Raw genomic sequence first — 13555 nt, 5'->3', positions numbered from 1 at the left:
TAATGATTACTCTCTGCTTTACAAATTGAGTAGAGAGTAATTTTAATGCTGATAGGATGCAACCATCTGCTCTATTTGCTTCTTTCCAATAGGTTTTATCAGAAAATCAGAAACGGTTTTATATTTTTTAGCTTTATTGTGGTCTTGAATATCTATTGAAGAGCTTACGATATAAAGAGTGATTTTCTTGTCAAGGTGGATTTTTTCAAATTCGTCTAAAAATTGCCATCCATCCATCACCGGCATATTTATATCTAAAATAATAAGATCGGGCAGAGAGTCTGGATCTTTTTTTACTACAGATAAATGGTTGATTGCTTCTTTGCCATTCTGAAAGATTTCTATTTTGTCAAAAGAATCAACTGATCCCATTATTCTCTGCAACACATACGTAAGTATTTTATCGTCGTCGATAATCCAAGCATTATTTATTTTTCTCATCGCGTAAGCCCTCTAACCAAAAGTTTATGGGTTAATAATCGTTTATTTAGCCTGATTGCTTTTAGTATTCAGATGTTTGATGAAAATTTTTGAAGTGAGTCAGCGTTATTGATTTTTGATATATACCTTAAAGGTAGTTCCTTTATCAACTTCACTTTCTACTTCAATTTTCCCTCCCATTGCATCAACTTGATTTTTAATGATAAAAAGGCCTAACCCTCTGGCATCTTTATTAGTATGGAAAGTCTTATACATTCCAAAGAGTTTTTGCCCATGTAAATTTAAATCAATTCCTATGCCATTATCCTCGATTTCAAGAATAATATATTTTTCCACCTTATGAGTTCGGATATGAATGACAGGTTTTCTACCAGGATGACGATATTTTATAGCGTTTGTAAGTAGATTTAGTAATATACTTTCAATATATTCTGGGCTATAATCAATTATCAGGTTTTGCGGCACCTCAACATGAATTGTCGCTAATGCCTCTTCAATAGAACCTTTAATATTCGTTAAGGCCTTTTCAATCTCATTAAACAGATGTATCTTTTTTACCTGCTGATTTAAGTTGGTTTGTATTTGCAAGACTTCGTTTAGGTAATGAATAGTTTCTTGCAAGTCGTTGGCTATTGTTAGAAGAAATTCAGTCAGCTCTCTTTTCTTAGATTCTTCTGTTTCTTCTAATAGTAGAGTAAGCAACATCTGAAAATTACCTGTGTGCGACCTTAAATTATGAGAGGTAATATGAGTGAAGTTAATTAAACGCTTATTTTGCTCACTTACCAAATCTAAGGTATTTTTTAATTCCTGCTCGCTATTTTTTCTTTCTGTAACATCAGCATGGGTGCCTAACATCAGAATTGGTTTATTATCAAACGACCAATCTATTACCTTCCCTTTATCATGTACCCATATCCAGTCACCAGTTTTATGTCTCATCCGGTATTCACACTCATAGAAATCTGTTTCATGAGACATACATTTTTCTAAAGCTATTTCAGAAATTTCAACATCATCCGGGTGAACTAAATCATTCCATGTATTTTTACTGATAGGGCTCAACTCCTCAAGTGTATACCCAATAATACCGGCCCAACGCTCATTATAAACAATAAAATTTTCCTTGATGTGCCATTCCCAGGTACCGATATTGGTTCCCTCAATCGTCTGAAAGAGTCTTTGTCGCTCTCTTTGCAATTCTTCTGACGCTTTCTTCTGTTCAGTAATATCATTGATCTGAGAGATAAAATATAATGGCAAGCCCTCATTATTTCGCACTAAAGAAACTGTCAGATGTACCCAAACAACATGTCCCTTTTTGTGGAAGTATCGTTTTTCCATCTCATAATTATCAATCTCCTTGTTAAGCATTTGCCCGACTAAAGCAAGGTCTTTATCTAAATCTTCAGGGTGAGTTAAATCCTGAAAAGTAAGTGACATTAACTCTTCTTCAATATACCCTGTTATTTTGCAGATTTGTTTATTTACCTTAATCCATTGTCCCTCTGGTGAAACAAGAGCCATTCCTATAGGAGCGAATTCAAAGGCCTTTTGAAATTTTTCTTCATTTAGATGAAGGGTATCTAATAGGTTTTTCTGAGCAGTGATGTCTTGAAAAGTTCCATGAAGCAATACACATTCACCATTTTCAAACTCTGCTTCAGCACTACTTTCAACCCATTTGGCATTTCCTTTACTTGTTATGATTTGAAACTGTTCTATAAAAGATTCGCCTGTAGCAACTAACTGCTGAGTTAATAACATTATTCGTTCACGATGATCTGGCCCCGCATAAAAATTAATTGCTGATTCAACGTTGGGAAAATAATGTTCAGAAACTTCGTAAATCGTTTTAGTGACAAAATCCCAGTCTAGAATCCCGGTTTTAAGATTCAGCTCCCAAGTCCCGATATTGGGTAATAAATTTGCCCTCTTATATTTCATTAGTCAGTAAACAAAAATATAGAATGAATCACTCAGATAAGTAATAGGATAAATCAACAATCAGTAAAAAGAGTAAATTATTTATTAATTTTTGGGACAACACATTAACGTTTTCTTAAACAATTAATATGTCGGGTGAGAACAACATTTATTATCATACTATATACGATAATAATTCTATTTTGATTACGTAGCTTTGTTGCGCGATCAAAGATATTAATTTTTATTTTACAAATACTAAATATAGATAATTAGTTAGAAAATTATTAGAAATGCAAAATCAGACTATTTTAATTCCGTTTGACTACAAACTTATTTATTATTGGCACTTTGATTGATTAAAAATAATATACCTTTTGCTTTTATCCACTCCTTTAATAACGTTCCGGGTGTAGTACCAATCGGGTGATTTCCTAAGACAATATCTTCGTCACCATCACCATCAATATCTCCTGTATCCATTACTAACCATCGGCCAAAATTTTTGATATTCAGTACTTTAGGTATAAATCCTTGTTGAGTATTTTCAAAGAAAACGAAGTCTTTAGGTGTTTTCTCAAAGTAATCAACAAAGAAAGCAATAGAAGCTATATCAAGATCTCCATCTAAATCAAAGTCTCTTGCTACAGCCTTATAAGCCCCATTCATTTGGTAAAAATAAGTTTGCTTAAAAGTATTTTTACCCTGATTACTAAAAATATAGACTCCGTGATAAGGTTTTAACTCGACTGTATAATCTGAATTATCACCAGCAGTATACACTATATCCAATAAGCTATCTTTATTCATATCTACTAAATCAAAACTCGACGAGCCATATACGGGAGGGAAACGAAGTAAGGTTGTAGAAGTAAATTGCAGATTGCCATTATTCTTGTACCAGACTATTCGCTCATCACCTTGCCCAAAGAGTGTTATTAAGTCTAATTTCCCATTTTTATCAAAATCAATAGGGATTGTTTTAATCGCACCCGGACTATTTTCAATAATGTGTTTTTCAAATGTCCCATTTATTTTTTTCCAAACGGCTAAAGAACCTTTTAATCCACCAAACTCATTGATAACTAATTCTTCGTCAGAATTTTCATCTAAATTAATAGATAGAGTTTGCGTAGGTCTGTAGAGATTTGTTAATAATATTTCATTTTTATCCGAAGAAATGGTTTTTATGTATCCATGATGCCTTAGTGAAGGGTCTATTGAATTGCCCATGTAAGTAAAAAGAACATGGTTATTTCTTAATACCTGAATATCACTTATCGCTACATGGTTGGGAATCTGCCTGACAACATTACTTCCTTTATCTAATACCCAAATTTCCTGATTGATTTCGTCAGACGCATAAACCATATGTTTTTCCGTATCAATTTTTATTGAAGTGATGTTGGGCATTTTTTGAGAATAAGGCATACGGCTAATACCTTTGAATAATTTACCCTCTCCAGTGGTAATACTACTCAGCGGAAAATGTAAGCTATAGGGAGATTTGTCAATATAATACTTTTTAATACGCTTCCAGTCTTCCTCTGAAACCATTGGTTTGGTAGGAATACTATTCTGCTCAATCGGATCAATTTTAGAGTGCTTTTTTATCTCACTGTTTATACCCATAAATAGCCCCATTTTAGGAAGCACTTTTTCCCAATTATTTTTATCCAATAAATCGGGAGTAGGGAAGAGGTGGCAGCTTCCGCAGTGTTTTTGTGCTAAGGCTAGGTCTGCCAGTTCTTCTTCTTTGTTATTACAGGCATTTAATGCGATAATAAGAAAAGCAAGGGGAATAAGGTATTTGTAAGTCATAAGTTGAATTATTTGCATGCCACAATTAAAAGAAAAATTTTCATAAAAAAAAGACAGCAAAATTTGCTGTCCGTTTTTACCGAACCCTAAACTAATTCAAAGTCTCAAGTTTGGTTGATGAATATTATTGTAATTGCAATGAGCAAGCTAAAAACTGTTCTTACTCAACAAACCCAACTCCCACAGTGCTATTTGACATTTCGTCAATCAAAATAAATGCACCATTGGTAGGATTTTCGTTGTATTTATCTGCATAAATCGGACTGGCAGTTTTGATAGAAATCCAGCCAATTTCGTTTAATTTTATTCCTCCTTCGTGTGAAAGCTCACTATCCAAGGTCATATTCTTGATATCAATCATCGAATTGATACTGATAACTTTGGCTTTTACACGATTGATACCATGTTGTAACAAATATGTTTTTCCTACTTTTAAAGGATGACTATCCAACCAGCAGACTTTAGCCTCTAATTCCCTTTTCGCTTCCGGTTGTTGACCAACCTTTACAATCATATTTCCTCTACTTACATCAATATCATTTTCAAGAGTAATTACGACTGATTCGCGAGCGTGGGCAATTTCAAGATTTTTACCGAACTTTTCAATAGTTTGAATCTTACTTATTTGCCCACTTGGCAATGCCTCAATCAAATCACCAACAACAAAGCTACCACTGGCAATTTTACCGGCATAACCACGATAATCATGGAATTCCTCTGTTTTAGGTCTCACAACCACCTGAACCGGGAAACGAGCTGGTAAATGTGAAATAGGGTTCACCTGATTATCAAGGTCTTCTAATGTTTCCAGTAGAGAATTGCCTTCATACCACGGCGTTTCTTCTGATTTTTTAACAAGGTTCTCTCCATATAAAGAAGAAATAGGGATAAACTCAACTGTTTGTCCTTGAAAACTTACTTGCTCTGCTAATTTAGAGAAATCATTTTTAATTTCTTCAAAACGTTCCTGACTATAGTTTACCAAATCCATCTTATTAACAGCCACAATAATATTCTTCACGCGAAGCATAGAAGAGATATAGAAGTGACGTTTGGTTTGCTCAACAACCCCATTACGAGCATCAATCAAAATAATAGAAACAGAAGTGTTTGAAGCCCCCGTAACCATGTTTCGTGTGTACTCAAAATGCCCGGGCGTGTCTGCGATGATGTACTTGCGCTTTGGAGTACTGAAATAAATGTGAGCCACATCTATCGTAATTCCTTGTTCACGTTCGGCAATCAAGCCATCTGTTAAAAGTGATAAATCTAAAAAATTGAGACCTTTACGTTTAGAAGCGGCTTCAAGTGCTTCAATTTTATCGCCAGTAATAGAATTCGTTTCGTAAAGTAAGCGTCCTATAAGGGTACTTTTACCATCATCTACCGAGCCTGCTGTTGCTATTCTAAGTATATCCATTGTAATATTTTCAAAAACTATTCACTAATTCACAATTAATCCCTCATTCACTAATTAGAAGTATCCTGCTTGTTTGCGTTTTTCCATCGCAGCTTCCGAGCGTTTATCATCAATTCTCGCACCTCTTTCAGATATTTTAGCTGAAAGAATTTCCGAAATTACATCATCCAGATTATCTGCTTCTGATGCTACCGCTGCTGTACAAGTCATATCCCCAACCGTACGGAAACGAACTTTGGTAGAATAAGGAACTTCGTCTTCTGATTTATTAATAAATTCTGAATCAGCCCAGATTAATCCGTCGCGGTCAAAAACCATACGGTCGTGAGTGAAATAGATACTTGGTATACGTAGCTTTTCTTCTTTTATATAATTCCAAACGTCTAATTCTGTCCAGTTTGAAATAGGGAAGACTCTTACGTTTTCACCGATTTCAATCTTTCCGTTCAGCATATCAAACAATTCCGGTCTTTGTTTTTTTGCATCCCATTGACCGAAATCATCTCTTACAGAGAAAATTCTTTCTTTGGCACGTGCTTTTTCTTCATCACGTCTGGCGCCACCAATGCATGCATCGAATTTAAATTCCTCAATAGCATCGAGCAAAGTGACCGTTTGAGCCGCATTGCGGCTGGCATATTTACCAGTTTCTTCTTTTACTTTACCTTGTTTGATTGAATCTTCTACATAACGCACGTGAAGCTCTAAACCTAATTTGTTTACGAGCCAGTCGCGGTATTCTATAGTTTCAGGGAAATTATGACCTGTATCTACATGAAGCAATTTGAAAGGAATTTTGCCCGGATAGAAAGCTTTTTCGGCCAATCTCACCACAGTAATCGAATCTTTACCACCTGAAAAAAGGATAGCAGGTTTCTCAAATTGTGAGGCAACTTCACGTAAGATATAAATCGCTTCGTCTTCCAGTTCACGCGGAAAAATCCCGTTAACATCGGAAGATGAATTAACGATTTCAGAATTGTTTAAAAAATTACTCATATTTATTATATTTACTAACGAGGCGCAATTTACGAAACTTGGTGTAAACCACATTCTTTTTTTGATTCTTCCCACCACCAACGGCCAGCTCTTGGGTGTTCACCTGGTTCGATAGCCCGTGTACATGGTAAACAGCCGATGCTGATAAAACCTTTTCTATGTAATGGGTTGTCTGGTACTCTATTGACAGCAATGTATTCAAGTACTTGTTCGTAACTCCAATGAATCAAGGGATTATATTTCCAGACATTGTTTCCGCCATCCCACTCTAATATTTTCATGTCATTACGGTTGTCCGATTGCTCTGCTCTTAAGCCTGTTATCCAAACTTCTGCACCTGCCAACGCTCTTTTTAAAGGCTCAATTTTTCTGATAGCACAGCATTCTTTTCTATTTTCAACAGACTCGTAAAAGCTATTAAAACCTTTCTCCGTTACCAGATTCTGTACTCTTTCTGTATTCGGGAAATAGGTTTCAATAGGTCTTCTATAACGAGCCCTTGTTCTATCCATCAACTCATAAGTATCCTGAAAAAGTCTTCCGGTATCTAAAGTAAATACTTTGATATTTAAAGGCTCATGAGCAACACTGTTTTTGAAAATGGCGTGAGTAATAACCTGATCTTCTTGTCCGAAAGAGGTAGAGAAAACCACTTTACCCGGGAATTGATTAGCTATAAAGTTGAGACCCTCGTCTAATGAAAGTTTTTCTAATGTATCTATATCGACCATTGTACTAAGAATTAAAACCAAACCTTAATGATATTGTAAATACTCAAACCCACAACCAAAGTTCCTACAATAAGCATAATTGTTTTTGGAGGGAACAATTTTACTAAGAATGCGCCAAGTGGTGCAGCCAGAACTCCCCCTAAAATCAGACCTGCGATAGGTTGCCATGCTTGAATGTCAATAAAAAGCATGAAAATACCTGTGCTAAAGAAAGCTACAAAAAACTCAGCTGTATTAACTGTACCTATAGCCTCTTTTGGTGCATTGCCTTTATTAATCAGATTTGAGGTTACCAATGGGCCCCAACCTCCACCACCTATGGCATCAAAAAAACCACCAATTAGGCCAAGAATACCTAAATTTTTGTTAGTAGGTGTTGTTGGTCTCTTTTTGAATGCTTTATAAATGATAACCAAACCCAACCCAACTAAATATAATGAAATATAAGGACGGATAACTTTACCATCAATTACTTCAGAAATTAAATAAGCGCCAATCATCGAACCAACCACACCTGTAATAACGATTCTGAAGAAAAGTTTTTTGTCAATATTTCCAAAATACAAGTGCGAAAGCCCGGAGACACCTGTAGTAAACACCTCGGCAGTATGCACACTTGCAGTTGCATAAGCGGGAGGAACACCTACACCCAGAAGCATAGACGTGCAAGTTGCCCCATATGCCATCCCTAAGGCGCCATCTACTAATTGGGCCAGAAACCCAACACCGACATAATAGATAAAGAGATCATCAACTCCCCATTGAAATGAATGAATACTGGCGAAAATCCGATAGGCCAGTACACCAATTAATAAAACTTTTAAGACAAGTATTGCAATAGCAATGTATCTTACACCAATACGGTCGCTTAGCGCATTTGCGATTCTTTCCATTTACTTTTTATTCTTGTCTTAGTTTGTTTTATTTTTTCCGGAGTATTGCTGACCAATATAGCAAAGGTGTTGAATGCTGTTTTGTTTCACTACCTCACCAATCATAATGATTGCCGGATTACTTAATGAATGATTTTCTGCAATTGTTTCCAGGTCTTTTACCTGACCTATGCCAATCTTTTGTTCCGCTGTAGAAGCTTGTTGAATAATCGCCGAAGGCGTATCTCCAAAACCTTCTTCTCTGAAAATCTCTGCAATCCGGGCTAACTTTTTCATACCCATCAGAATTACAACTGTTGCATTTGAATGTGCCGCAAGTCTCACATCTTTTGATAATGACTGGTCTGATTTAGTACCTGTAATTACCCAGAAACCATCAGCCACACCACGGGCTGTCAAAGGAATTTCATAAAATCCGCCTGACATGATGCTCGATACACCCGGTATATAAGCAGTTTCGATTCCTCTTTCTTTCGCATAAGCTATTTCTTCATTCCCACGGCCAAAAATAAATGGATCACCACCTTTCAGACGCACCACATGCCCTTTCTCAAAAGCTTTCTCTGCAATCAGAAAATTGATACTATCCTGACTTACACTTTTTTGATATCCTCGTTTACCTACATAAATACGTTCGCATTCAGGATGGCAATATTCCAATAATTCCTCCTCAATCAATGCATCGTATAATACCACATCAGCCTGACGCAAAGCGTTAATAGCTTTCAGGGTAATTAACTCAGGATCGCCCATACCTGCACCTACCACCGTAAGTTTAGGGATTGGATTAAGTGAGTCAGATTTTATATCGAATTGATTTGTCATGCTTCAACTATAACAGTTTTGTTAGCTTCCCTCCAAGTCATTGCTTCTTTCAGGAAGTTTTCAGATTCAGAAATATAATCAATCGCAAAAACCTGACTTGGTTCGTTTTGATTGATTTGTAAAACCTGCTCTTTAAAATTGATACCAAATTCTTCATTGAAATTTTTGTCAAACTCAGAAATTACACCGTGTTGCGTACTGCTATTAATGTTTTTCTCCAATAAAAGAGCTTTAGCTGTATTTACTTGTGATTGATAAGCATAGTAAATAGCATCAGCCCAGCGATTTTCGTTAAAAGCATCTTTTGCCCAGGCGATTTTCTCTTCTGATTCGTAGAAAAGTGTGGCTACTAAATCAATAATAACACTAGCACACTCACCTATACCGATTTCAGTCTGGAATATTTCATCACGACCCCAATCAACAAAGTCTGTATCAATCAGAGTAGTTAAATCGGTCAATGGTTTTAAAAGAGCGTAGAAATATTTTTCACCCTGGCGATCATAATAATCGTTGAAGTATTCGCCATCAAAACCATTAGTTTCGTAATCGTTTAAAACAATTCTTAGAACCTGCGGGCCTCTTTTGCTTGGTACTTTAATAACTTTATCTGAGATTCTGCCTTCACCGTTTCCTTTTACTCCACCACCTAACAATACTTGCAAGGCAGGTAATACCTTACCAGCTGATTTCAATGAACTACCATGAAAGCCAATTTGAGCCATGCTATGTTGGCCGCATGCATTCATACAGCCGGATATTTTTATTTGAATATTGTTTTCCTCGATTAATTCAGGGAAATCTTCGCGCAAAACTTTTTCAAATTCCAGGCTGATTTTAGTACTATCAGAGATAGCTAAATTACAAGTATCAGTACCAGGACAAGCCGTAATATTAGCGATACTGTTTGCACCAGGTGCAGCTAAATTATATTCACTTAATACACTGAAGATATAAGGTAAGTCTTTGGCTTGTACGAATCTGAATAGTAAACCCTGGTTTACAGTTACTCTTACATCATCGGCAATATAAGGTCTTAATTTTTCAATCAGGCTTCTTGATACTACACTCGAAATATCGCCTAATGGAATTCTTACAAATATTCCATAATAACCCTCTTGTTTCTGCGCAAAAACATTAGTTTTATACCAGTTTTTGTAAGCTTCACTAGTAATTTCTGGAACTTCCTGAGCCTCAGGCGTTGGATAATTATATTGGAATTGAGGCTTTTCAGTATCTACTTTAAAGGTTTTCACTTTCAAAGCAGTTTTTTCAACCTCAACCAGTTTCATAAATTCTTCAAAACCAAGTTTGGCTATCAGGAATTTCATACGTGCTTTATGACGAGAAGTTCTTTCGCCATAACGGTCAAAAACTCTGATTACTGCCTCAATGAATGGAATTACCTGGTCTTCTTCCAAAAATTCATAAGCTAAATAGGCTAATTGAGGTTGTGCACCTAAACCACCGCCTAAAACCACTTTAAAACCTCTTTGTCCATTCTGGATTTTAGGAATGAAACCTAAATCATGAATGAAAGTAAAAGCTGTATCATCATCTGTGTTAGAAAAAGCAATCTTAAATTTACGACCCATCTCCTGACAAACAGGATTTCTCAGGAAATATTCAAACGCTGCATGAGTATATGGAGTAATATCGAAAAGCTCTTTAGGGTCGATACCCGCTGTAGCAGAGCCTGTAATGTTTCTTACAGTATTACCGCAGGCTTCACGAATGGTTATTTTATCTTGTTCTAATTTCGACCACAATTCAGGAGTTCTATCCAGGCTTACAAAGTGAATTTGTATATCCTGACGGGTAGTGAGATGAAGATTACCTGTTGCGTATTCATCAGAAATATGAGTGATGCGTTGCCATTGATCAAGCGTCATCTTGCCGTATGGTAATTTGATTCTGACCATTTGCACGCCTTGTTGACGTTGACCATAAACCCCTCTTGCTAAACGTAAACTGCGGAATTTTTCCTCATGAATTTTACCTTCGCGAAAGAGTCTGATTTTACGCTCTAAATCAATAATGTCTTTTTGAACTATTGGATTCTCTAATTCTGTACGAAAACTTTGCATAATCTTCTGATTTTAACGTCGCAAATATACACAAACCCTATAATAATTATAGACTATATGGGTAAATTTTTTATGACTTTTTTGTAATATATTGATAATGAATAGCTTATGATTTTTTTGAGAGACTTGCTATCGAAATCTAAGCTTGTTTATTAAACTTATCCCTATAAAAATTAGTTTCATCATCCTACATTAAAATATTATGTAGAGGTTGAATAGGAGGGGGAAGGTTTTTTTCATCAAGCATTTCTCTCAGATCAATTTCGATAGTCCGGCTCATAGAAGTAATCGGAACATCGTTTGCACCCCCTTCAAATGGATTTTCTGTACTTTCACCAACTTTTTCCATAGTCATAAAAACCCAGGAAACTACAATACCAAATGGGATAGTAAGCCATACTAAATGTTCGCCTAATTTTTCAAATTCCTTAAGCATCCCGAATGGAACAAGAATCTTAAACAGACGCACAAAAAATAAGTTAATAGAAGCGAACTGTCTTGGATATGGGAAATTCTTAATTCGTTCGCATTTACCTTGTTGCTCATAAAAATTGATTAACAGGTTTTCCAGTTCAATATAGTTCAATGGTTCAATTAAGCCATTTTCTTTTAGTTTTCTTAAATGTGCTGATTGCAGGCTGATAATATGCGTTGCCCTGTTCTTTTTGCTCAAAACATAAGCCTTTTCATCTTTCGATAAAAACTGACCCAATTCGTCTTCGATCTTGCCAACTTTTTCAGGAATCACAAAATATTTCGCATATTCTTTATTGTAGCTTTTATTAGTATTTTCCCAATTCCGACTTTCTCTTAACTGATAACGTAATGCTGTTAACCAGGCCACATGTCTATAAATCAATTCCTGGTGAGTATTCTCATCAATATCTGATTTTACGAAATCCTTTACCAATATGCCCCAAGCGCGACTGCTATTTACAATTGCACCCCATATCTGTCTTGCTTCCCATAGTCTATTATAGGTTTGGGTATTCTTAAAACCAACAATGAAAGCAGCAGCAGTACCAACTAACGCAATTGGAACCCATGGTATTGCTAACCATTTCAACTCAAAGTATTGATATAAAACTGTAGGTATAATTGTGATAACCGCAATCATATAAATCTCTCTTCGGGTCCAATAAAGAAATTCTTTTAGAGGGTAAATTCTTCCAACATTCATAATTTTGAGTAGTTGTTAATATATGTTTTCATTTTATCAAGGCTCAATTAGCGCAGCATACATTTGCCTGTTACCATAAACGGAAGGTCTCGAATTCAGTTTTGTGATATTTTTATAACCTGATTTGGAAAATAATTCTTTCAGCGATTGAAAATTTATTGGATAGGGTACCCATGTATTGGAAGCATCAGAATCATATTCAGTTATTAAAAAACAAGCATCCTTAGTGAGGTGAGATTTAAGATTTTTCAGAAACCCCTCTTTATCTTTTACATAGTTAAGAGAATTTGCCATCAAAACACCATTTATTTGATGAATTGGCAAATCAGTACTTATAAAATCTATGACAAGTTTTTCAATATTAACTTTTTTGTAAGTAAAAGGAATTTGTTTCAAAGCGGAACCATTTAGATCAAAGGCATAAATAGTACTTTCTTCCTCTAAAATGCTCGCTAAAGCTAAAGTAAAGGTGCCAGTCCCACAGCCTAAATCTATCCAGACTTTTTTACTTTGTGTTGAAAATTCAGGATGGGTAATAAGTTGTATGGCGTCTTTGATGTCCATAGAGTTTTTGTAAAGGTAGTGCAAGAGATAAACAAGCCCTGCAAGATAGATAAATTCCGAAAAATATTTGTTATCCTATTAACTTTGAAGGAAATTAAAACTATGCCTATTTTTGAAGAAAATTAACACTATTATATGTTTGAAAAAATTAACGAGAAGGAGCTACCTAAAGTTACCGAATCTAAAGCCATTATTCGTTTTCAAGATTGTGACCCTTTGCAACACCTTAATAACTCCAAGTATTTTGATTATTATTTCAATGCACGTGAAGACCAGGTAGCTAAACTTTATGGCTTTAAGTTTTCTGAAATATTTAAAAATTATAAAACAAGCTGGGTAGTATATCAACATCAGATTGCTTATATCCGTCCGGCAGTGGTAAGTGAATGGGTAAAGATTTTTTCAAGAGCTATTTATTTCGATGCAGATACTTTAGTAACGGAGTATTTTATGACTGATGAAAATATGAATGAATTAAAGAATTTTATGTGGACAATAAGCAAATATGTAAGTGTAGAAACGGGTCGGAGGGTTCCGCATCAAAAAGATGTTATGCAATACCTGGCTGCAACTTGTGAGAAAGATGTGAATTTTAAAGAAACAAGTTTTAATGAACGTATCAAATTAGTAAAACAAGAGCTACTGCTTAAGCAAGCTTCACTGTAATC

At 35.4% G+C, this 13555-nt stretch carries 12 protein-coding genes; 1 reads left to right on the top strand and 11 read right to left on the bottom strand.

The window, feature by feature from the left end; all coding sequences use genetic code 11:
* Positions 1–42: 42 nt before the first annotated feature.
* From D0T08_RS25610 to D0T08_RS25560, 11 genes are all read right to left on the bottom strand, one after another.
* Positions 43–441, bottom strand: a complete 399-nt coding sequence (locus D0T08_RS25610; protein WP_116985607.1) for a response regulator — start codon at positions 439–441, stop codon at positions 43–45.
* A 105-nt stretch (positions 442–546) separates the two neighbouring features.
* The gene (locus D0T08_RS25605; RefSeq protein ID WP_116985606.1) at positions 547–2388 is read right to left on the bottom strand and encodes a PAS domain-containing sensor histidine kinase; all 1842 of its coding nucleotides are present in this window, start codon (positions 2386–2388) and stop codon (positions 547–549) included.
* Between the two features lie 312 nt (positions 2389–2700).
* On the bottom strand, positions 2701–4188 hold the full coding sequence (locus tag D0T08_RS25600; protein ID WP_158561350.1) for a VCBS repeat-containing protein: 1488 nt from the start codon (positions 4186–4188) through the stop codon (positions 2701–2703).
* Positions 4189–4348: 160 nt separating this feature from the next.
* Positions 4349–5608, bottom strand: coding sequence for a sulfate adenylyltransferase subunit 1 (locus D0T08_RS25595; RefSeq protein ID WP_116985604.1), 1260 nt, complete (start codon positions 5606–5608; stop codon positions 4349–4351).
* Positions 5609–5662: 54 nt separating this feature from the next.
* Positions 5663–6607: a sulfate adenylyltransferase subunit CysD gene (cysD, locus tag D0T08_RS25590; protein WP_199538223.1), complete on the bottom strand. Its 945-nt coding sequence runs from the start codon at positions 6605–6607 to the stop codon at positions 5663–5665.
* 29 nt (positions 6608–6636) lie between these two features.
* Positions 6637–7338 carry a phosphoadenylyl-sulfate reductase gene (locus D0T08_RS25585; RefSeq protein WP_116985603.1) on the bottom strand — a complete coding sequence of 234 codons (702 nt, stop codon included), beginning with the start codon at positions 7336–7338 and terminating at the stop codon, positions 6637–6639.
* An 11-nt stretch (positions 7339–7349) separates the two neighbouring features.
* Entirely contained in the window at positions 7350–8231 is an 882-nt protein-coding gene (locus D0T08_RS25580; protein WP_116985602.1) for a sulfite exporter TauE/SafE family protein, read from the bottom strand.
* Positions 8232–8249: 18 nt separating this feature from the next.
* Positions 8250–9056, bottom strand: coding sequence for a uroporphyrinogen-III C-methyltransferase (gene cobA, locus D0T08_RS25575; protein WP_116985601.1), 807 nt, complete (start codon positions 9054–9056; stop codon positions 8250–8252).
* Positions 9053–11143: a HEPN domain-containing protein gene (locus D0T08_RS25570; RefSeq protein ID WP_116985600.1), complete on the bottom strand. Its 2091-nt coding sequence runs from the start codon at positions 11141–11143 to the stop codon at positions 9053–9055. Before D0T08_RS25570 ends, cobA begins: the two co-directional genes overlap by 4 nt.
* 187 nt (positions 11144–11330) lie before the next feature.
* A complete protein-coding gene (locus tag D0T08_RS25565; RefSeq protein ID WP_116985599.1) occupies positions 11331–12323 on the bottom strand; it encodes a bestrophin family protein in 993 nt (330 codons plus the stop codon).
* 36 nt (positions 12324–12359) lie between these two features.
* Positions 12360–12887: a class I SAM-dependent methyltransferase gene (locus D0T08_RS25560; protein ID WP_116985598.1), complete on the bottom strand. Its 528-nt coding sequence runs from the start codon at positions 12885–12887 to the stop codon at positions 12360–12362.
* A gap of 135 nt (positions 12888–13022) precedes the next feature.
* Here D0T08_RS25560 and D0T08_RS25555 point away from each other — a divergent pair, with 135 nt between their 5' ends.
* Positions 13023–13553, top strand: coding sequence for a thioesterase family protein (locus D0T08_RS25555; RefSeq protein ID WP_116985597.1), 531 nt, complete (start codon positions 13023–13025; stop codon positions 13551–13553).
* The last annotated feature ends 2 nt before the right edge of the window (positions 13554–13555 follow it).

This window comes from Emticicia sp. C21 (genome assembly GCF_003418935.1).
GTDB lineage: Bacteria > Bacteroidota > Bacteroidia > Cytophagales > Spirosomataceae > Emticicia.
This window is presented reverse-complemented; position numbering and strand designations above follow the sequence as displayed.

Bases quoted from the DNA above. Each gene is read 5' to 3' on its own strand.
- D0T08_RS25610 (WP_116985607.1), bottom strand. From the start codon at position 441: ATGAGAAAAATAAATAATGCTTGGATTATCGACGACGATAAAATACTT.
- D0T08_RS25605 (WP_116985606.1), bottom strand. From the start codon at position 2,388: ATGAAATATAAGAGGGCAAATTTATTACCCAATATCGGGACTTGGGAG.
- D0T08_RS25600 (WP_158561350.1), bottom strand. From the start codon at position 4,188: ATGACTTACAAATACCTTATTCCCCTTGCTTTTCTTATTATCGCATTA.
- D0T08_RS25595 (WP_116985604.1), bottom strand. From the start codon at position 5,608: ATGGATATACTTAGAATAGCAACAGCAGGCTCGGTAGATGATGGTAAA.
- cysD (WP_199538223.1), bottom strand. From the start codon at position 6,607: ATGAGTAATTTTTTAAACAATTCTGAAATCGTTAATTCATCTTCCGAT.
- D0T08_RS25585 (WP_116985603.1), bottom strand. From the start codon at position 7,338: ATGGTCGATATAGATACATTAGAAAAACTTTCATTAGACGAGGGTCTC.
- D0T08_RS25580 (WP_116985602.1), bottom strand. From the start codon at position 8,231: ATGGAAAGAATCGCAAATGCGCTAAGCGACCGTATTGGTGTAAGATAC.
- cobA (WP_116985601.1), bottom strand. From the start codon at position 9,056: ATGACAAATCAATTCGATATAAAATCTGACTCACTTAATCCAATCCCT.
- D0T08_RS25570 (WP_116985600.1), bottom strand. From the start codon at position 11,143: ATGCAAAGTTTTCGTACAGAATTAGAGAATCCAATAGTTCAAAAAGAC.
- D0T08_RS25565 (WP_116985599.1), bottom strand. From the start codon at position 12,323: ATGAATGTTGGAAGAATTTACCCTCTAAAAGAATTTCTTTATTGGACC.
- D0T08_RS25560 (WP_116985598.1), bottom strand. From the start codon at position 12,887: ATGGACATCAAAGACGCCATACAACTTATTACCCATCCTGAATTTTCA.
- D0T08_RS25555 (WP_116985597.1), top strand. From the start codon at position 13,023: ATGTTTGAAAAAATTAACGAGAAGGAGCTACCTAAAGTTACCGAATCT.